The 18,990-nt window shown below is 61.0% G+C and carries 17 protein-coding genes and 1 riboswitch; of the genes, 6 read left to right on the plus strand and 11 right to left on the minus strand.

The genetic code is table 11. From position 1 onward, the window contains the following. Nucleotides 1–26: 26 nt before the first annotated feature. The 4 genes from DNK10_RS00770 to DNK10_RS00785 all read right to left on the minus strand — a co-directional run bounded on the left by DNK10_RS00770 (nt 27) and on the right by DNK10_RS00785 (nt 8,194). Nucleotides 27–2,738, minus strand: a complete 2,712-nt coding sequence (locus tag DNK10_RS00770; protein ID WP_131190270.1) for a winged helix-turn-helix domain-containing protein — start codon at nt 2,736–2,738, stop codon at nt 27–29. A 234-nt stretch (nt 2,739–2,972) separates the two neighbouring features. Then, entirely contained in the window at nt 2,973–4,340 is a 1,368-nt protein-coding gene (locus DNK10_RS00775; RefSeq protein ID WP_131190271.1) for a DUF1329 domain-containing protein, read from the minus strand. 28 nt (nt 4,341–4,368) lie between these two features. Then, nucleotides 4,369–6,285, minus strand: a complete 1,917-nt coding sequence (locus DNK10_RS00780; protein ID WP_131190272.1) for a DUF1302 domain-containing protein — start codon at nt 6,283–6,285, stop codon at nt 4,369–4,371. A gap of 226 nt (nt 6,286–6,511) precedes the next feature. Continuing rightward, nucleotides 6,512–8,194 carry a fatty acid--CoA ligase gene (locus DNK10_RS00785; protein ID WP_131190273.1) on the minus strand — a complete coding sequence of 561 codons (1,683 nt, stop codon included), beginning with the start codon at nt 8,192–8,194 and terminating at the stop codon, nt 6,512–6,514. Between the two features lie 183 nt (nt 8,195–8,377). On the opposite strand from DNK10_RS00785, the gene DNK10_RS00790 reads away from it, so the two are divergent. After that, nucleotides 8,378–9,553, plus strand: a complete 1,176-nt coding sequence (locus DNK10_RS00790; protein ID WP_131190274.1) for a thiolase family protein — start codon at nt 8,378–8,380, stop codon at nt 9,551–9,553. Nucleotides 9,554–9,585: 32 nt separating this feature from the next. On the opposite strand, the gene DNK10_RS00795 is transcribed toward DNK10_RS00790, so the two are convergent. After that, nucleotides 9,586–10,215, minus strand: coding sequence for a LysE family transporter (locus DNK10_RS00795; protein ID WP_131190275.1), 630 nt, complete (start codon nt 10,213–10,215; stop codon nt 9,586–9,588). 162 nt (nt 10,216–10,377) lie between these two features. On the opposite strand from DNK10_RS00795, the gene DNK10_RS00800 reads away from it, so the two are divergent. The 3 genes from DNK10_RS00800 (at nt 10,378) to DNK10_RS00810 (ending at nt 13,320) form a co-directional block, all read left to right on the plus strand. Next, nucleotides 10,378–11,343, plus strand: a complete 966-nt coding sequence (locus DNK10_RS00800; protein WP_131180816.1) for a 2-hydroxyacid dehydrogenase — start codon at nt 10,378–10,380, stop codon at nt 11,341–11,343. An 84-nt stretch (nt 11,344–11,427) separates the two neighbouring features. Continuing rightward, nucleotides 11,428–12,426, plus strand: a complete 999-nt coding sequence (locus tag DNK10_RS00805) for a class I SAM-dependent methyltransferase (RefSeq protein ID WP_131190276.1) — start codon at nt 11,428–11,430, stop codon at nt 12,424–12,426. 61 nt (nt 12,427–12,487) lie between these two features. Next, nucleotides 12,488–12,642: riboswitch (yybP-ykoY riboswitch) on the plus strand. Nucleotides 12,643–12,732: 90 nt separating this feature from the next. Further along, a complete protein-coding gene (locus DNK10_RS00810; RefSeq protein WP_131180889.1) occupies nt 12,733–13,320 on the plus strand; it encodes a TMEM165/GDT1 family protein in 588 nt (195 codons plus the stop codon). Between the two features lie 16 nt (nt 13,321–13,336). Here the strand turns inward: DNK10_RS00810 and DNK10_RS00815 are convergent, their stop codons facing one another. The 5 genes from DNK10_RS00815 to DNK10_RS00835 all read right to left on the minus strand — a co-directional run bounded on the left by DNK10_RS00815 (nt 13,337) and on the right by DNK10_RS00835 (nt 16,377). Then, the gene (locus tag DNK10_RS00815; RefSeq protein WP_131190277.1) at nt 13,337–14,335 is read right to left on the minus strand and encodes an NAD-dependent epimerase/dehydratase family protein; all 999 of its coding nucleotides are present in this window, start codon (nt 14,333–14,335) and stop codon (nt 13,337–13,339) included. Nucleotides 14,336–14,395: 60 nt separating this feature from the next. Further along, the gene (locus tag DNK10_RS00820) at nt 14,396–15,211 is read right to left on the minus strand and encodes a M48 family metallopeptidase (RefSeq protein ID WP_131180819.1); all 816 of its coding nucleotides are present in this window, start codon (nt 15,209–15,211) and stop codon (nt 14,396–14,398) included. Nucleotides 15,212–15,278: 67 nt separating this feature from the next. Beyond that, the gene (locus DNK10_RS00825; protein ID WP_131190278.1) at nt 15,279–15,896 is read right to left on the minus strand and encodes an SOS response-associated peptidase; all 618 of its coding nucleotides are present in this window, start codon (nt 15,894–15,896) and stop codon (nt 15,279–15,281) included. A 38-nt stretch (nt 15,897–15,934) separates the two neighbouring features. After that, nucleotides 15,935–16,195, minus strand: a complete 261-nt coding sequence (locus tag DNK10_RS00830; RefSeq protein ID WP_131190279.1) for a putative signal transducing protein — start codon at nt 16,193–16,195, stop codon at nt 15,935–15,937. Continuing rightward, nucleotides 16,195–16,377 (minus strand): CPXCG motif-containing cysteine-rich protein, encoded by a 183-nt coding sequence (locus DNK10_RS00835; RefSeq protein ID WP_131180822.1) that lies wholly within the window; start codon nt 16,375–16,377, stop codon nt 16,195–16,197. The genes DNK10_RS00830 and DNK10_RS00835 overlap by 1 nt, the downstream gene beginning before the upstream one ends. Before the next feature lie 152 nt (nt 16,378–16,529). Here DNK10_RS00835 and DNK10_RS00840 point away from each other — a divergent pair, with 152 nt between their 5' ends. Then, nucleotides 16,530–17,693 (plus strand): 1-acyl-sn-glycerol-3-phosphate acyltransferase, encoded by a 1,164-nt coding sequence (locus tag DNK10_RS00840; protein WP_131190280.1) that lies wholly within the window; start codon nt 16,530–16,532, stop codon nt 17,691–17,693. A 63-nt stretch (nt 17,694–17,756) separates the two neighbouring features. Here DNK10_RS00840 and DNK10_RS00845 read toward each other — a convergent pair whose 3' ends face one another. Further along, complete coding sequence (locus DNK10_RS00845) at nt 17,757–18,341, minus strand: YajG family lipoprotein (protein WP_131180824.1); 585 nt, start codon at nt 18,339–18,341, stop codon at nt 17,757–17,759. A gap of 145 nt (nt 18,342–18,486) precedes the next feature. Here DNK10_RS00845 and DNK10_RS00850 point away from each other — a divergent pair, with 145 nt between their 5' ends. Further along, a complete protein-coding gene (locus DNK10_RS00850; protein ID WP_131190281.1) occupies nt 18,487–18,681 on the plus strand; it encodes a hypothetical protein in 195 nt (64 codons plus the stop codon). Nucleotides 18,682–18,990 lie beyond the last annotated feature (309 nt).

Below are 18,990 nucleotides of genomic sequence, written 5' to 3' on the forward strand. Positions count from 1 at the left end.
GAGCGTCACGCTTCTACCAGGCGCAATCATGGGCTCAACAGCCCCAGCACCTGGGCGCGTGCCACTGCCTCGGTGCGGCGCTGCACGTTCAGCTTGCCGTTGATATGACGCGCGTGGGTTTTCACCGTATGCAGGGAAATGAACAGGCGCTCGCTGATCTGCTGATTGGAACAGCCTTGGGCGATCAGCTGCAGCACCGCCAACTCTCGCGTACTTAGCCCTTCGTTGCTGGCCCCAGGGAACACCAGCGCGGCGGGCAAGTGTTCGAGCAGTGACAGGCACAACGGACAGCTCGGGTACTCGCGTAAGCGTTCGCCCAGCCATTGTGGCTCCTGCTGCAGCAGTTCGCGAAACGGCAGTAGCGCACCGCCCGCCAGGGCTTGCACACAGCCACGCAGGACTGCGCGAGCTTCCTGTTCGCGGCCGGCGCGCCGCAGCAGCAGGATCATCCGTACTCGCGCCGTCGTCCCCGGCAGGCTGTCGAAACCTGTTTTCGTCAGTTCTGAAAAAAGCTGCTCGGCATCCTCGGGATGGCCTTGGGCATCTGCCAACATGCCCTGTAACAAGGCGATATACAGGTGCAACTGAGGCTGAAATTCCGGCGCTGCCGCGGCCTGTTCTCCACGATAGGTTTCTGCCAGGCGTTGCAACCAGACCGCCGCCAGCTCGCTCTGCCCTTGAAGCAGCCAGAGTTCGCATTTGCTCAGGGTGATGATCGCCAGGTGATAAACCGCCGGCACGTCCCATATGTGCATCAGCCGCTCGGCTTCAGCCAGCTCGGCGAACGCCTCGGCGAAACGGCCTTCGCGGCCTTCGAGCGCAGCCAGGCAGCAATGCCCGAGCAGCAGGCCGAGATCACGACACGCCCGAGCCTCGGTGATGCCGGCTCGCAAATGCTCACGAGCAAGGTGCGGCTGCAGCCGCAAGGTCAGCAGATACCCGCGATACAACTGCAAGCGGGCTCTGGCGACATAGGCAGTGCCTGGCAAATCGCTCAGCCGCTCCAGGCCGATCTCGACCTCGCCAAGCGCCCGCGACACTTCACTGCGGGCCTGCAGGCTGCGTGCACGATCGTAATGCACCAAAGCTTCGAACAGCGGATTGCCGGCTCGTTGCGCCAGTTCCAGTGCGTTGCGATTGATCGCACGGGCCTGCCAGATATCGTTCTGGGTAATGGCCAGATTACCGAGGGCTGACAGGCACAACAGCCGTTGGCCATAGCGCTCCTGCGGCAGATCCTGCAACGCCGCCTCACAGTATCCCAGTGCTGTCTCACGATCACCACGACCGCGGGCGATCACCCCGCTCAGCGCCAGCCATTGCGCCATCAGGTTACGCTGCTGTTCGGCGTTCGGCGCAGGCAGGAAGCGGCACAACTGCCCAAGCAAGTCCTCGGCAGCATCCAACTGGCAGGCCAGCACCAGCGCCCAGCCATACAGCACGATCAGACGTGGCGTGCTGACCAGCAGGCAGTCCGGCAGGTTGCTCTTCCAGCGTAGCAAGGTGGCGAAACTCTGTTCGCCGAGCAACTGCTCCTCGGACAGGTTCTGAACCAACTGCGCGGCAACTCCCGGCTGCCCGGATCGCAGTGCGTGTTCCACCGCTTCGCCAATCAAACCCTGGACAGCGAACCAGTTGCTGGCACGTAAATGGCGAATCCTGGTCATCGCCGGATCCGACCGGGCACGCAATAGATCGGAAAACAGGTGGTGATAACGAAACCAGCGGCCCTGACTGTCGAGGGGTACGAGAAAGACTTGATAGGTCTGCAGATGGCGCAGGATGCCGGCACTGTCATGTGCATCGCGTAGCTCATCGCAGAGCTCGGCGCAGATGCGCTCCTGCCCTGCCGTTTCGTAGAGGAACGTCTGCACCGGCGGTGGCTGACGGCCTATCACCTCTTCGAGCAGATAATCGCGAATCAAACCCTGGGCGCCATGCAAGCGCGCCTGTCCACGAGCCTTGTCGCCGCCCTCCTCAGCCGCCAGCAACCACAGGCGCAGCCCAGCCACCCAGCCTTCGCTGCGCTGGCGCAACTCTGCCAGTTCGACGGCGGGCAGACTGACACCCTGCTCGCGCAGCAGGGTCTCGACCTCGTGCTCGTCGAGGCGCAGATCCTGCTCCTGCAGCTCCAGCAATTGCCGTGACAGACGCAGGCGAGCCAGATGCCATTCGGGGCGCTGCCGGCTGGTCACCAGGATCACCAAACCAGCCGGCAGATGGTTGAGCAGAAACTGCAAGCAACCGTCCAGTACCGCCCCCTGAGCCAGGTGGTAATCATCGAGTACCACGAGCAGTGGTTTGCTGGTGTCGAGACGCTCGGCCAGCTCATCGAGCAGACCGTCAAGCCAGGTCTCGAAAGCGAACGGTTGATGCCGCTGACGCAGTTTGAGCACGCTAGCCGCCTCGCCCGCCAAACCGGGATAGCAGGACTGCAGCCCGGCCAACAGACGTTCGAGAAATCGACCTGGATCGCTATCACGACTGGCCAAGCCCAGCCACAGGCTTTGCCAGTTCGCAGGCAACAGCTCGCAGAACTCGATGGCCAGCGAACTCTTGCCAAACCCTGCCGGTGCATCAACCAACAGCAGGCGCCCACCCAATCCTTGCCGCAGCCGCTCGCACAAGCGTGGCCGCGATATATAGCCCAGAGGCAAGGGCGGCCGAAAGAAATGCCCGCCACCCTCGACGGGTACGACGAAGGGGGCAGAACGCAGCGAAGGGGACAGATCGTTCATTGCCAGGATCTTATAGGGCGCGGCGAATTGGGCAGATAAGCCTGGAGCCTAGTCCGTAACCTGACGCTTTAGAAGCCTTTATAAATGCACTGGATGATTCAGGATGCGTCCGGCTTACATAACCCAGGCCTGGCCCGCCGGATGGGCTCGGCAGGCACAGTGAACATGCCAGAACATCTCCAACGGACAAGAAAAAGCCGACCCTGAGGCCGGCTTTTCTGTCACTCGTTTCGATCAACGAACGCCGGACTGGCGCAGGGCTGCCGGGGTGTAATCGCTTTCCTTGGCCGGATAATCGAACTCGTAGGCACGCTTCTCTTCGTTCTTCAGGCCCAGGGCCAGGTAACGCCCGGAGAGCAGATCGTGGATCGACTCAACGCTGTACCACGGTACCTGCTTGTCGTAGTAGTACAGAGCATGGGACTCGGCCACGCGCCACAGGGTACCGCGACCGTCATAGTGGTCGATGGCAGCGGCCTGCCAGGTATCCTCGTCGATATAGAAATCGCGCTTGGCATAGATGTGACGCTCGCCCTGCTTGAGGGTGGCCGTCACGTGCCAGACGCGGTGCAGCTCATAACGCGTCAGATCAGGGTTCAAGTGCCCGGCCTTGACGATGTCGGCGTACTTCAGCTTCGGCGAGTCGAGACGGTAGCTGTTGTAAGGAATGTAGATTTCCTTCTTGCCCAGCAACTGCCAGTCATAGCGATCCGGCGAGCCGTTGTACATGTCCAGGTTGTCCGAGGTACGCAGGCCGTCGGCCGCAGTACCCGGGCCGTCATAGGACACCTGTGGCGCACGGCGCACGCGGCGCTGACCGGCGTTGTAGAGCCACGCCATACGCGGCTCCTTCACCTGATCGATCGTCTCGTGCACCAGCAGTACGTTACCGGCCAGGCGCGAAGGCGCCGTCACCCGCTGCTTGAAGTAGAACAGGATATTGCTTGGCTTGCTGGTATCGACACCTGGCATCATCGAGCGGAAGGCGAACTCTTCCTGCAGGCTGACCGGGCTGAACGATCCATTGGCCTGTGGCGTTACCTGCACAACGTTGCGTCGCACGCTGCCGCCCCGATAACGGGTGATGTGGTTCCAGATCGCTTCCAGACCATCCTTCGGAATCGGGAACGGGTTGGCCAGTTCGAAGTTCTCCAGACCGGTACCGCCCGGCAACAACTTGGTGTTGACCGCATTGTTCCTGGTCGCGGCGATGATGTTGTCCGGAACGGTAGCCGTCCGATGGGTCGGGAACACCGGCATCCGGTAGGTTTCCGGATAGCGCTTGAACATCGCGTACTGGCCCGGCGTGAGCTTGTCTTTGTACTGCTCGACGTTCTGCGCGGTGATGGTGAACAGTGGTTTCTCGTTGGGGAACGGGTCAGCCAGGAAACCACCGCCGTCGACGGCAGCAGCATTGACCGGCAGCCCACCGGTCCAGGCCGGAATGCTGCCATCGGCGTTACCGGCTTTTTCCGCGCCGAGCGGCGTCAGCGTGTCACCCAGCTTGGCTGCCTCGTCAGGAGACACCGCCGCCATCACGCCACAGGCCAGCAGCGACAAAGTCAGAGCGCCGGTCTGCAACAGTCTTTTTGTTGTTTTCATAAATGCGTTTTCCTATGAATACGGGCGCTTAGAAACTCATGCCGAAGCTGAGTGCGACAAAGTCACGGTCTTTCTGCACGTTGTATTTGCCACCAAAGAAGTTGGTATAGGCCAAACTGGCGGTATACGTGTTCTGATACTCAGCATCCAATCCCAAACTGACGGCCTTGCGGCCTTCCTCGAAGTTGGAGCCTGGGCCTGGGGAATAACCTTTCACATCATGAGACCAAGCCACGTTCGGCTTGAGGTTTACCCCAGCGAATGCATCGTTGTAATCCCAAATTGCACGCATGCGGTAACCCCACGAATCCGTGGTGGTATAGCCATCATTCTCGCAATAGCGGCTGAGGTTTCGCGCATCCCCACCAGCGCCAATAGTGCTGGCATTCAGCGACTGGCATCGCCCGCCAGCCAGAGGGCCCGGACCGAACACAGGATCACGCCCGTAACGGATATCAGAGACACTCTCAAGCCCACCAACGTGAGTCCAACCGACCTCCCCGACTAAAGTCATGCGGGCCGCGCCCATGACTTGGTCAAAAAAGTGGGTGAACGTAGTTTGCAGCTGCGTTATTTCTTTGCGCCGATACCCGTGGCTGTCTTCACCTGCAGTCGCCTGAATTGGTGAAACGCTAGGGTCAATCAGCGTCAAGCCACCATACAGGATGTCGGTCGAGTTAATTTGTACTGGCGCGTTGGGGCGATAGCTGATTTCACCACTCCAGGCGGTTCCAGTGGGCAATGTGGTGGAGAAGCTCAGACCGTAAAGGCGAATATCTTCAGGATACTCAATAAAGTAATTGCTATTACCCGCCACCACGGACGAGGCGAAGCCCGTTAGCAAGGTTGAAATACAGGTAGGATCTCCGCCACAGGCTGAAACTGCAGCGTTGAAGGCAGGCGATCCGGGAGCTGTAAGGGTAGGAATCGCGCCGATAACTGCAGAACTGGTAGCGCCACCGCTGAATATTGGTGCTCGGCTGTGATAGTTCATGAAGTATGCGCCGAACTCAGTATCTAGCTCCTGTGCGTACCAACGCAAAGCCAGGCCAAACTGCCCACTGTCGCGAGCATCCCGATCAGCACTCCGAGGTACAATCACCCCCTCTGAAGTCGTGTTGTAAGCGAACGGCCCTGCTGCTGCGGCGAAGGGAGCTAACGCCGGGTTTAGTACAGCGAGATTACCGTCACAACCATCGGCATATACATCCGGCTGAGAGAAGAACGTGCCGCAGTTATCGACGACCGTCTGATCCCACTCCAACTGATAGAAAAACTCGGCAGAAAGATTATCGGTCAGGCTTTGCGATACGTAGAACATATTGACCGGGATCAGCCCTTCTTTGACCTCGGCACCGGGACGACGGAACGCGGCAACGTCTACTGGGTTAATCGCATTGATGCTGTTTTGGATGAAAGTACTTTCGCCCCAGCTAACGACCTGCTTGCCTAAACGTACGGTACCTGGCTGATCCGCGATGCTGTAATTATGATAAACAAACGCATCCAGCAACTCGGCACCTGAAGATTTGGCACCCTCCTTGCGATTGGAGTCACTAATAGCTTTGAACTCGCGACTCTCGTCTTTGAGCTCAAAGTCGTACCAATATTTTCCACGTACAAAAACGCCAGTATCCCCATACTTGAGTTCGAGATCATGGATACCTTTAAAGATCTTCGAGAACGTTTCACCGCGTTTGAAGTTCAACCGACCATCATCAGTGGTTTGCGAAAGCCCGTAGCCTCCGTTGTTGATACCGATGAGATTTCTGTCAGCCTTGGAAGTCGACCAACTGGCCCCCACGGACAACGACGAATCGAATTGCCCTTCGATCTCCCCGATATTGAAATTGACGGCGAATGCCGGGCTGGCAAGAGTTGATGCGAGGCTGACGGCCAGCGGCAGTTTTGCCAGACGCCAGAACGGCCTTGTTGTGATGGTCATCGACGCTACTCCATTTGTTTTTGTTATGGCTGATTGACTATAGCCAGCGAGCCTTGCCAGTGGATCACTCGAAAGAGTGATTTGCAGTGCCCGAGACACTCTGGCTCGCTGGTTTCGACGGATCAGTCCCATCCGTGACAAGCCAAGAATGGCCTGAACCCAGCAATTAGCAAGCCAAACGCTTGTTTGACTGATCAGTCACATTTTCGGCGTTGAAATTCGTGCCTCACAGGGTCGACAGAAACCCACTTCCTGCCGCCTGCCACTGCACGATGTCGGCGCGAATGCGCTTTTTGTCCAGCTTACCCACACTGGTCTTGGGAACTTCGGTAACAAGAGCGATTTGAGTGGGAATGGCCCACTTGTTGATGTGCCCCTGCTCGACGAATGGTTTGAGGTGTTCCTTGAGTATTCTGGCGTCCAGCGCTTGCCCTTCCTGTGCGACCACCAGGGCGAACGGACGCTCGCCCCACTGCGGATCTGCCACGCCAACCACTGCCACTTCGCGCACCGCAGGGTGACGACTGATCAGGTCTTCCAGTTCCAGCGAGGAAATCCACTCGCCGCCGGTCTTGATCACATCCTTGATGCGGTCACGAATGTCGATGAAGCCCATGCCGTCCAGGGTCGCCACATCGCCGGTGTGCATCCAGCCGTGTGCCCATAGCTCCTCGCTCTTTTCCGGCTCGCGGTAATAGCCCTGGGTCAACCAGGGAGATCGCAGCACCAGCTCGCCCTGGGTTTCGCCATCTGCCGGCAGTCGATTGCCGTCGGCATCCATGATCGCCGCTTCCACCAATGGCACCGGGATACCCGCCTTGATGCGATAGGTAATGCGCTCGTCCTCACTGCCGGCGAGCAGTTCGTCGTTGAGGTAGGCGCAGGAAATCAGCGGGCAGGTTTCCGACATGCCGTAAGCCGCCGTCAACTGGATACCTCGGATCTTGGCGGCGTCGTACACGGAGCGATTGAGGGCGCTGCCTCCGATGATGATCTTCAGCCCTTTGAAGTCGTGCCCCTGGGCGCCAGGGGCGTTGAGCAGCATTTGCAGGATGGTCGGCACGCAGTGAGAGAACGTCACCTGCTCATCCTTGATCAGTTTGCAGAGCATCTCCGGCTCGTAACGGCCGGGGTAGACCTGTTTGATGCCCAGTAAGGTAGCGACATAGGGCACGCCCCAGGCATGCACGTGGAACATCGGGGTGATCGGCATGTACACGTCATCGCTACCCATCAGGCGGATGCTGTCCAGGCCACCGACGGTACAGGCCAAGGACAGGGTGTGCAGCACCAGTTGGCGATGGGTGAAGTACACGCCCTTGGGATTGCCAGTGGTTCCCGTGGTGTAGAAAGTGGTGGCGACGGAATTCTCGTCGAAGTCGGCGAAATCGTACTCCGGTCTGGCCGCTGCCAGCAGTTGTTCGTACTCGCCAACCAAGCCAGGAAGCTCTGCGCTGGCGCTATCGCCATCGCTCAACAGCAGCGTGCCGGTGACGGTAGTGAGCTGTCCGGCGATGCCCTGGTAGAGCGCCACGAAATCACTGTTGACCAGCACGAAGCGGTCTTCGGCATGGTTCATGGTGTAGAGAATCTGCTCGGGCGACAGGCGAATGTTGACGGTATGCAGCACGGCACCCAGCATCGGCACCGCGAACATGCACTCCAGATAGCGATGGCTGTCCCAATCCATCACCGCCACCGTATCTCCGGCCTTGACCCCTGCCTGACTAAGCACATTGGCCAGGCGCGCCACCCGCTCGTTGAAGGTCGCGTAGCTGTAGCGCAGCGTATCTCGATAGACGATTTCGCGGGTTTTCTCATAGCGACTGCCGGACAACAGCAGGTGTTTGATGAGCAACGGGTACTGATGGGCATTGGCGGCGGGAGGAATGATGCGGGTCTGCAGCATGGGCTCACCTGTTCTGGGCTATTGTTGAAGGCGACGATATGACGCGGAACCTGAATGTGTCTTGGCACCTTGGCCGACAGTAGCGCGAGCACGCGCTCGCTCAATCAGCCGAAAGGATGATTTTGCCGTCTTCCCGGTGCCACGATGGCCGTTTCGCCAACTCCAACAAGAACGAGGTAAAGCATGTCAGACATAGTCATCGTCAGTGGCGCACGCACGCCCATGGGTGGTTTCCAGGGCAGCCTGTCGGCTGTCAGCGCCGTGGAACTGGGTGCCACTGCAATCCGTGCGGCGATAGCCAAAGTCGGCATCGAGCCGGCCGATGTGCAGGAAGTGATCATGGGCTGCGTACTGCCCGCGGGCCTCAAACAGGGCCCGGCACGTCAGGCATCATTGGCCGCAGGCCTGCCCAGCGCCACGGGCTGCACCACTATCAACAAACTCTGCGGATCGGGCATGAAAGCCGTGATGCTGGCTCACGATCTGATCAAGGCCGGCAGCAACGAGGTGATGATCGCCGGCGGAATGGAAAGCATGTCCAACGCCCCGTACCTCCTGCAGAAGGCGCGCAGCGGCCTGCGTATGGGCCACGGCGAGGTCAAGGATCACATGTTCTTCGATGGCCTGGAAGATGCCCGCACGGGCCGCCTGATGGGCTCCTTCGCACAGGAGACGGCGGATCGCTATGGCATCACCCGCGAAGCGATGGATGCCTACGCCATCGAGTCGCTGCGGCGCGCGCAGCACGCCATGGCTTCAGGTTTGCTGGCCGACGAGATCGTTCCCGTCACACTGACGACCCGCCAGGGCGACGTGCAGGTAAGCGAGGACGAGCAGCCGCTGAGTGCCAGGATCGACCGTATTCCAGACCTGAAACCGGCCTTCAGCAAGGACGGCAGCATTACTGCGGCCAACGCCAGTTCCATCTCCGACGGCGCCAGCGCGCTGCTGTTGATGAGCGCCGAGCAAGCCAGAGCGCGCGGCCTGAAACCACTGGCCCGGATCGTTGCACACGCGACGCAGAGCCAGGATCCCAGTGAGTTCACCCTCGCCCCGATCGGTGCCATCGGCAACCTGCTGCGTAAGGTCGGCTGGCACAAGGACGAGGTCGACCTGTTCGAAATCAACGAGGCGTTCGCCATGGTCAGCATGCTGGCCATCCGCGAACACGGCCTCGATCATGCCAAGGTGAACATCTATGGCGGGGCCTGTGCACAAGGTCATCCAGTGGGTTCGACCGGCTCGCGGATCATCATCACGCTGATCAACGCGCTGCGCCAGACCGGTGGCAAGCGCGGCATCGCCTCGCTGTGCATTGGCGGCGGCGAGGCGACGGCAATCGCCGTGGAAGTCCTGTAACCCTCAGTGAAGGAGGAGCGCCAAGGCGTTCCTCACTTCAGTTCGGTGAAGGCCAGCTTGATACCCAAGCCAACCAGTACCGCGCCCATCAGGCGATCGAACCAATGGCCCATGCGCACAAAGCCATTGCGCACTCGCTGTTGGCTGAACAGCATCGCCACCAGGCAGAACCACAGAGCGGTGGCCACAGCCAGGTAGATGCCGTAACCGCCCTGCACGACCAGCGGGGTGTGCGGGTTGATCACCACGGTGAATAGCGACAGGAAGAACAGCGTCGCCTTGGGGTTCAGGCCATTGGTGACGAAACCGGTGACGAACGCCCCGCGAGACGTACGTGCTGCCACTGGGGCCTGGCTTTGCAACGCATCAGGTGCCGCCGGCTTGGCGCGCAGCGCCTTGAAGCCTATGTACAAAAGGTAGGCCGCGGCCAGCCACTTCAAGGCATTGAACAGCACGATGGACTGGGAAACGATCAGGCCGATACCCAGCAGCGAATACGTCACGTGAACGAAGATCCCCATACCCACGCCGAGTGCGCAGAACACACCTGTGCGGCGACCGTGCGCCACGCTTTCCCGCACCACGATGGCGAAATCCGGCCCAGGGCTGGCCACCGCCAGCAGATGAATCAGGGCGACGGTGAAAAATTCCATCCAGTACATAGCGGCTCCGCATCGGACAATTGGGTTGGATAAGCGCTTTACGATTTCGCGAACCCGTGGCATCTGGGGCCTCGCCCCTGACGGACACGCAACCGGCAAATGGCACGGGTTCTGATAGGCTGCACTTTACTTTCCAACAAGACAGCCAGAAAGGTACAGCTGATGAGCAAAACCGGCCGCGCAGTATTTCTCGACTACCGTTCCCTCGACCTCGGCGACCTGGACATGACCCCGTTGCGTGATCAGTTCGCGGAGTTGGTGCTGCACGCCCAGAGCACGCCCCAACAGATCATCGAACGCTTGCAGGGTGCCAGCGTGGTCATCAGCAACAAGGCAGTGATTGATGCATCGGTCTTCGCCGCCTGTCCTGATCTCCAGCTGGTACTGGTGGCAGCCACCGGCACCAACAACGTCGACCTCGATGCCGCTCGGGCCCATGGCGTCGCCGTTTGCAACTGTCAGGGCTACGGTACGCCATCCGTGGCGCAGCACACCCTGACGCTACTGCTCGCCCTGGCCACCAGCTTGCCGGATTACCAGCGTGATATCCGCGCCGGCCACTGGCAGCAATCGCCGATGTTCTGCCTGCTCGACCATCCTATAGTCGAGCTCGAAGGCAAGACCCTGGGCATGCTTGGCCACGGCGAGCTCGGTGGCGCCGTAGCACGTCTCGCCGAGGCTTTCGGTATGCGCGTGCTTTATGGGCAATTACCAGGTCGCCCGACACGGGCCGATCGCCTGCCTCTGGATGAGCTGCTGCCGCAGGTCGATGCACTGACTCTGCACTGCCCGCTGACCGAGCAGACCCGCAATCTGATTACCGCCCGTGAGCTGGATCTGCTCAAACCCGGCGCCTTCGTGATCAATACCGCACGCGGTGGCCTGATCGACGAACAAGCGCTGGCCGACGCCCTGCGCGCCGGCAAACTCGGTGGAGCAGCTACCGACGTGCTGACTCAGGAACCTCCCAGGGATGGCAACCCACTGCTGGCCGGCGACATCCCTCGCCTGATCGTCACGCCCCACAGCGCCTGGGGCAGCCGCGAGGCGCGCCAGCGGATTGTCGGGCAACTGGCCGAGAACGCGGCAGGTTTTCTGTCTGGCCAAGCAAAACGGCAAGTGAACTGAAGGCTGCCCGCTTCGCTTGTAGCGTTAGGCTTGCAGCTTGAAGCTGGCCCCCCTACCCTTCGCGCTTTTGCCGGGGGAGATCTCATGGATCCGCGAAGTGAAGTGCTGCTGCGTCAGGCCGAGTTGTTCCACGGCCCGATACTGCTCGCGGGACTGCCGGCCGATGATCTGCTCGGGCAACTGCCGGAGGCACTTGGCTGGGGCTGGCATGCTGGCGACCATGACCGACTCGAGGCGCGCTTCGCCGAACGCAGTACCTTTGGGGTTACCCCGCCGCAAACTGCCTTCGATTCCGCCGTGCTCTTCCTGCCCAAATCCCGTGAGTTGACGGGTTACCTGCTGGACGCCCTCGCCGCTCGTCTGCCTGGCGGTGTGCTCTACCTGGTCGGCGAAAAACGCGCCGGCGTCGAGCGTGCAGCCAAGCAGATGGCTGCTTACGGCACACCGCGCAAACTCGACAGCGCGCGCCACTGCCAGCTGTGGCAAGTGCGCGTGGAACAGGCGCCCGGCACACCTGATCTCTCCACCCTGGCACAGCACTACCAGTTGCAACTCGATGACGGCCCGCTCGAGGTGATCACCCTTCCCGGCGTGTTCAGCCACGGGCGACTGGATGTCGGCAGCGCCCTGCTACTCGAACACCTGAACGAGCTGCCGGGCGGTCACTTATTGGATTTCGGCTGTGGCGCCGGCGTGCTCGGCGCGGTGCTCAAGCGCCGTTATCCAGACAGCCACGTCACCCTGCTGGACGTCGATGCGTTTGCCGTCGCCAGCAGCCGCCTGACCCTGGCAGCGAACGGTCTGGAGGCCGATGTCATCAGCGGTGATGGCATCGCTGCGGCGCCCTCCGAGCTAAGCGCCATCCTCAGCAACCCACCCTTCCACCAGGGTGTGCACACCCATTATCAGGCCAGCGAAGACCTGCTACGCCAGGCGGCCAAGCATCTGCGGAGCGGCGGTCAGATCCGCCTGGTGGCCAACCGTTTCCTCAAGTATCCACCGCTGATCGAGCAACACATCGGCACCTGTCGCACCCTGGCCGACGCCGATGGTTTTCGCATCTACCAGGCCGTCAGCCGCTGAATCTTCGGGGCTGCGGCACAGCGGCGCAGCCCTTGCCCAAAGCGCCCCACTTGGGCAGAATGCGCGCGTCCTAGGGGAGTAGTCTCCCGTGAGCGCCAGCTCGCCCGGCATGCATCAACATACTTGGTCAGCTGACCATGGTGCATGCGACCCAAGATCCGCCAAGACGGATCTGCGCAACTCGGCCACAGCAAGCACGAGTGCCGCGCAGGGTTTGACAAGACCTATGACACGAACACCTTACCCGGGGCGGGAAGGCTGTACGTGTCATAGCCGTGTCTACCCGCCCCTTTAGGAAATCTGATGTTGGAATCTCTTTTCGTTCCCACCCTGATCGTTGCCCTGGCGGAAATCGGCGACAAGACGCAGCTGCTCGCGTTGCTGTTGGCGGCGCGTTTTCGCAGGCCGTGGCCGATCATCTGGGGCATGGTGGTCGCCACCCTGGCCAATCATCTGGTCGCCGGCGCGGTCGGTAACTGGGTCGCGGGCCTGCTCTCGCCGGCATTGCTCAGCTGGATACTCGCCGCCTCGTTCATCGCCGTGGCGTTGTGGACGCTGATTCCAGACAAACTCGACGATGACGAAAGTTCCAAGCTGAAACGCTACGGGCCGTTCCTGACCACCCTGATCGCCTTTTTCCTCGCCGAGATGGGCGACAAGACCCAAGTGGCGACAGTGATGCTCGCCGCCCAGTACCCGCACTTCATCATGGTGGTGATCGGCACCACCCTGGGCATGCTGATCGCCAACGTGCCGGTGGTACTGGCCGGTAACTTCGCAGCGGATCGCCTGCCTCTCACCCTGATCCGCCGATTGGCCGCCACCGCCTTCGCGGCCCTGGCGCTCTATGCGGCCTACCAGGCGCTGCTGTTGAGTGGACTGATCGGTAGATGATCGCTCCGTACAGGCTCTAGCTCGGGCGGCGACGTAAATAGCCGTTCTCGGCGAACCACTGAATGCTGCGCTGCAGGGTGTCGTCCACCGACTGACGGGCAACGAAGCCCAGCTCCTCCCGGGCCTTGCGCCCACTGAGGAACTGGCTCCCGGACATCAGTGCGATGGCCGTCTCATCCAGCCACGGCCAGGCACCGGTCAAACGGTGACGCAGCCTTCCCCAGGCCACCAGGCCGTTAGCCTTGTTCAGTGACAACTCTGTCGGCGCAGCTACGCCAAGCCGCTCAGCGATACGGCTGACCAGATCCGCCATCTGGATGTTCTCGCCACAGATCAGGTAACGCTCGCCCACGCGGCCATGCTCGAGGGCCAGCAGCAAACCACGTCCCGCCTCACCGGCATCGATCAGATTGCGTTCGCCCGGCACGTAACCGCGCATTTCACCACTGTCGATGGCAGTGATAAGCCGACCACTGCTTGGCCCGGCATCCAGCTCGCCAAGGCACAGGCCGGGAATCGCGATCACCACCGGCAGGCCGGCGCGCGCCTGCTCACGGGCCTGCTGATCCAGCGCCCATTTCGACAGGAGGTAAGCATTGCGCGAGCGCGGCATCTCGTCGTAGAACAGCCCCTCATGCCCGGGCTGGCCCTGGGGATGCCGTGGCAGGGCGATCGCCGAGCCGACGTAAACGATGCGCGTCACCTCAGCCGCCTGGCAGGCATTGTAGAAATGCTGGGTCTGGTCGAGCGCACTGGCGACCTCGTCCTGCCAGTGCCGAGGCCGCTGCGGGTAGTACCCGGCGCAGAAGATGACGCCATCGACACCTTGCAGGGCTCGGGTCAGGGCGCGCTGGTCGAGCAGCTCAGCGGCCCGGCATTCGGCACCAAGATAAGCCAGGCGCTCGATGCGCGAAGACAGCCTGTGAATCAGCACCAGCTGATGCCCGGCAGCCTTGACCGCACGAGCCGCGTGATGCCCGAGCAGGCCCGGTGCACCGACGACGGCGATTTTCACGAAAGGCTCCCAGGCATCCGGGAGAATCCCAACGGATGGGGCTCGAACGTAACGGCTAGGTCACTTCTTCGCTTGCTCATACAACGGCATCACTTTCGGAATGGCTGCCTGTAGCGAGGCGATGCGACTCGACGACGAAGGGTGAGTGCTCATGAACTCGGGCGGTGCGCCCTCACTGGCCTTGGCCATTTTCTCCCACAGCGAAACCGCCGCATTGGGGTTGAACCCGCCACGCGCCGACAACTCCAGACCGATCAGATCGGCTTCGTTCTCGTTGCTGCGGCTGTTGGGCAGGGTCATACCATAGTTCACCGCAGCATCGGCCAGGGCCATCTTGTCCGGCGTCACGCCCAGCAGCGCGGCAGCGCCCTGCTTGGCCAGGTTCACGCCATAGGCCTTGGACATCGCTTCGCGACCATGCTCGCGCAGGGCATGGGCGATTTCATGGCCCATCACCGCGGCGATCTCGTCATCGGTGAGTTTCAGCTTCTGAATGATGCCGGTGTAGAAAATGATCTTGCCGCCGGGGCCACAGTTTGCATTCAGCTCAGGGCTGTCGATCAGATTGACTTCCCACTGCCACTGCGCGGCATCGGGCCGAAACAATGGTGCCTGCTTGATCAGGCGGTCGGCGATGCGTTGCAGGCGCTTGGCATCCGCACTGTTCTTGTCTAGCACACCCTTGGTGGAAGCTTCCTTGAGCGTTGCCTGGTAGGACTGGGCATACATCTGGTTGACTTCATCGGTCGACAGCGCGCTGAACATGTACTGCTTGCGCTCGACGCCTACCGCACCACCGCTGGTGGTATTGACGGCCTGGCATCCTGCCAACAGCAAGGCCGCTGCCAGAGTGGTGAAAGACAACGACGGTTTCATGCTGGATCTCCCTGAGAACTGAGCGACGTATGCTAGGGGGTGTTAGAGGTGCTCGCAAGCCAAGCGGTCAGGCGGGCGTCAGGCACTCCGGCCCATCGAGCTTCGGATCATTGACCAGGTTGCTCAACACCCGTTCCCGCAGTGCCTGCGGCGGGCCGACGAGCAGCGCCTGCAGATCCTCCAATGGCGTATCCGTAGCCAGCCAGCGCTGCTGATCCTGCGCATTCAGAATCAGCGGGCGACGCAGCGAGGCGGCGGCCTGGGTGACCATGGCGGTACTGAGGTAGACATGCCCCTCGACCGGATAGGCCTCCCAGATGGCCGCGAAATAAAGCAGCGAGTCCTGGCCACTCAACCAGTAGGGGCGCTTGCGCGCGGCACCGCGCCACTCGTAGAAACCGTTGGCCGGGATCAACCCACGACGCAGGCGAAAACCCTCGCGAAACATCGGCTGATCGACCAGCGTCTCGGCGCGGGCGTGGGCCGGCGTTTTCGACAGATCCGTAAGCCAGGGCGGAGTAAGCCCCCAGCGCGCCCGAACCAGCGAACGCTGCTCGCCATCGGCACACTGCAAGAGCACCTGGGCGCCGGGCGCGAGATTCCAGTGCGGCCGTTGATCAGCGGGGAAGCCGGGTTGCGCTGCAAAGGCAGGCGTCCAGCGAAACAGGGCGAAACGTCCACTCATGGGGTGACCCGATCAGGATTGGCGGACGCGCCACTGTCTCAGCACAGCAACACGCCCTGAAAATTATCCGGTTCGTCACCGGGTAGCGGTTGCGCACCATTGTACTCGGCGATCAACTGGCGGGCGCGTTCGGCATCGTCGTCTTCGACCAGCATCCCGAGCAAACCACAGGCCGGCAGCTCGCCAACCGCACCGACCAGGTGCCCGCCAACCAGGTGTGCCTGAATACCTTCACTGGCGAGCATGCCCTTCAACAGCTCGCCCTCCATCAGATCCTGTGGCTCGTAGATCCGCTTCATCAGTCGTTCTCCCCGCGCACATCCAGTTGCCAGTCCACACCGTCGGTACTGAGCGAGAAGATGATCGGCCGGCAGCACACCGGACAGTCCTCGATGTACTGCTGATCACCCGCCGAGAGATCGAGCACCGCCTCGACCGGCTCACCGCAGTATGGGCATTGGTAATCCTGGGTTTCCAGCATAGGGCGCCTCCATGTGACTTGCAGGGTATAATCGGCGGTCTATTGCTGCCTCTCGAGTCGGCTGTCGTCGCGCCCCACAGGCTCGAACGGCAACGTCTCTCCTCGACGGGGCACTAACCTCTCAATCGCAGCGACAACCACAAGAGATCATGATGGGCGAATTCGATAGCATCCGACCCTACGCCGACGCGGAAATTCCAGCGGTTCTGGCGCGCCTGTTGGCCGATGATGCATTCCTCGACATCCTTACCCAGTTTCGTTTCCCGCGTCTGGCGAGACCATTCGGCTGGCTGCTCAAACCTCTTATAGCTCATCGGCTGCGCTCGCAGTTCCGCTCCATCGATTCGGTGAGCACCTTGCAGGACACCATCGAGCCCTATGTCGACCGTACCGTCGAGAAAGCCACCGATGGCGTGACCTACTCCGGCGTTGAAACCCTGAAGTCCGGCAGCGCCTATCTGTTCCTGGCCAATCACCGCGACATCGTCATGGATCCGGCCTTCGTCAACTACGCGGTGTACCACGCCGGCCTGAAGACGCCACGCATCGCCATTGGCGACAACCTGCTGCAGAAGCCTTTCGTCAGCGATCTGATGCGCCTGAACAAGAGTTTCATCGTGCACCGCTCGATCAGCGGCCGCCGCGAGAAACTGGCGGCTTACCAGTTGCTGTCGGCTTACATCAGCCACTCGATTCGCCACGACGGCGAGTCGATCTGGATCGCCCAGGCCGAAGGCCGTGCCAAGGACGGTGACGACCGCACCGACTCAGCGATCCTCAAGATGTTCCACATGAGCCGCAAGAACGAACCGTTCGCCGAGGTCATCAGCAGCCTCAAGCTGACCCCGGTATCGATCAGCTACGAATACGACCCCTGTGACCTGGCCAAGGCACGTGAGCTCTACACCCGCGCCACGACCGGCAGCTATACCAAACAACCTGGCGAGGACGACAAGAGCATCGCCCTAGGCATCACTGGCTACAAGGGTCGCGTGCACGTGCACTTCGGTGATCCGCTGACCAGTGGTTTCGAGGATGCCAAGCAACTGGCGGCCATCACCGATGCACATATCCTCACCGGCTACCGCCTGTTCCCCGTGCACTACCTGGCGTATGCCATGTGGAGCGAGCGTGACCCGCAGCTCGAGGTTCCAGCGGCCGAATCGCTGTTCGATGCTGCCGAACTGGCAGCCGCCAAGCAACAATGGCAGCAACGCTTGAGCAACTGTCCGAGCGAGCAACAGCCCTACCTGGTGCTGCAGTACGCCATGCCGGTGCGCAACCAGTACCGTATCAAGGCTGGTCTTGCGCTCTAAAGCCTTGGCACAGAAACGAAAAAGCCCCGACATGTCGGGGCTTTTTCTTGTAGCGCAACCGGCTTATTGGCCGCTGAGGATCTGCGCCAGGGTCGGATCCTTGAATGCACGGGTCAGCGCATCGCTCAACACATCACTGACCAGCTTGGTGTTGGTTTCCTGGTTCGGCGCCATGCCGAAACGCTGGTTCAGGGACGCACCGTAGCGACCGCTGTAACGGCGGTTGCTGTTCTGCACATCAGCACGGAAGGTGGCAGTCATATCAGCTTCGGTGACATACAGGCCTTCTTTCGGCGACTGATATTTCAGCTCGGCCAGAGTCAGGGTCAGTTGGGGCGCGTTGTAGGCGTTGGCCGACGGGGTGAAGCCCAGCAGGCGCACCGCTATTTCGGCCTGAGCCTGCAACTTGGGCAGCACATCCTGGCCAGTCACGCTGATAGCGCTGGTTTCCGGATACAGACCACCACGGGTTCCCAGAACCGGAGATGGGCGCCCATCAACCACGCGCACCACGACGGGCTGCCCCTGACCGACTGCGGTCAACGGCCCGGTGAGCTTGGGCTGCGGGCTGAGTTGTTGAGGGCTATGGGCACAGCCAACAAGGGCCAGACTGATAACGGCAACCAGACCAAACAACAGGCGATGCATATTCGGTTCTCCATGGAGGGGGCGCATAAGGCGCCGCGAAGTATAACCAATCGACCTGCAATGGGTGAAAGCGGTTCCGGTCACAGACCCGTCACATGCCAGCGGTATAAGACTTTGGTCGCTTTGCATGATGGAAGTTTGTTTGATGCACGCACTCCTGGAAAAGGTCGCCACCCCACCACGCCCGCGCATCTTTGCCTGCCTCGACGAGCAAGGTATCTGCCGTGCATTCCGCCAGAGCGCCCAGCCTCCGGGGCCTGCGAGCTGGCACGAGGTCAACGAACAACGCCTGACCTGGCTAGGTACTTCGCTCCCGGAAAGCGCCTTCATCTCCCGCTGAACACCGCCCCCGCCAGTTTCGCCCCGAACGCGTGTGCAATAAAAGTCACACGCAGTCGATCAATTTCCTCGCTTTCGCCTTATAATCGCGCCCCGATTATAAGGACGCCTCCTGATCGGCCTCGCCGTACCGCTGATGCACTTCATGCCATCGGCAATGCCACAGAGAGTCGCCCACTTCGTGCTGCTCGATATCGACAGCCCTCCTCGCGCCATGCAGCGATTCCCGCGTTTTCGCGGAACATCTGCCACCGAGGATGGCCCAACAGGCACATGAACTTTTGAGGTTCGCGTTCCAAAAGAACGTGAA

Origin of the sequence: Phytopseudomonas daroniae (assembly GCF_004327275.1) — a bacterium.
Lineage (GTDB): Bacteria > Pseudomonadota > Gammaproteobacteria > Pseudomonadales > Pseudomonadaceae > Aquipseudomonas > Aquipseudomonas daroniae.

Excerpts from the sequence above, each read along its gene's own strand:
- DNK10_RS00770 (WP_131190270.1), bottom strand. The coding sequence starts at position 2,738 with ATGAACGATCTGTCCCCTTCGCTGCGTTCTGCCCCCTTCGTCGTACCC.
- DNK10_RS00775 (WP_131190271.1), bottom strand. The coding sequence starts at position 4,340 with ATGAAAACAACAAAAAGACTGTTGCAGACCGGCGCTCTGACTTTGTCG.
- DNK10_RS00780 (WP_131190272.1), bottom strand. The coding sequence starts at position 6,285 with ATGACCATCACAACAAGGCCGTTCTGGCGTCTGGCAAAACTGCCGCTG.
- DNK10_RS00785 (WP_131190273.1), bottom strand. The coding sequence starts at position 8,194 with ATGCTGCAGACCCGCATCATTCCTCCCGCCGCCAATGCCCATCAGTAC.
- DNK10_RS00790 (WP_131190274.1), top strand. The coding sequence starts at position 8,378 with ATGTCAGACATAGTCATCGTCAGTGGCGCACGCACGCCCATGGGTGGT.
- DNK10_RS00795 (WP_131190275.1), bottom strand. The coding sequence starts at position 10,215 with ATGTACTGGATGGAATTTTTCACCGTCGCCCTGATTCATCTGCTGGCG.
- DNK10_RS00800 (WP_131180816.1), top strand. The coding sequence starts at position 10,378 with ATGAGCAAAACCGGCCGCGCAGTATTTCTCGACTACCGTTCCCTCGAC.
- DNK10_RS00805 (WP_131190276.1), top strand. The coding sequence starts at position 11,428 with ATGGATCCGCGAAGTGAAGTGCTGCTGCGTCAGGCCGAGTTGTTCCAC.
- DNK10_RS00820 (WP_131180819.1), bottom strand. The coding sequence starts at position 15,211 with ATGAAACCGTCGTTGTCTTTCACCACTCTGGCAGCGGCCTTGCTGTTG.
- DNK10_RS00825 (WP_131190278.1), bottom strand. The coding sequence starts at position 15,896 with ATGAGTGGACGTTTCGCCCTGTTTCGCTGGACGCCTGCCTTTGCAGCG.
- DNK10_RS00830 (WP_131190279.1), bottom strand. The coding sequence starts at position 16,195 with ATGAAGCGGATCTACGAGCCACAGGATCTGATGGAGGGCGAGCTGTTG.
- DNK10_RS00835 (WP_131180822.1), bottom strand. The coding sequence starts at position 16,377 with ATGCTGGAAACCCAGGATTACCAATGCCCATACTGCGGTGAGCCGGTC.
- DNK10_RS00840 (WP_131190280.1), top strand. The coding sequence starts at position 16,530 with ATGGGCGAATTCGATAGCATCCGACCCTACGCCGACGCGGAAATTCCA.
- DNK10_RS00845 (WP_131180824.1), bottom strand. The coding sequence starts at position 18,341 with ATGCATCGCCTGTTGTTTGGTCTGGTTGCCGTTATCAGTCTGGCCCTT.
- DNK10_RS00850 (WP_131190281.1), top strand. The coding sequence starts at position 18,487 with ATGCACGCACTCCTGGAAAAGGTCGCCACCCCACCACGCCCGCGCATC.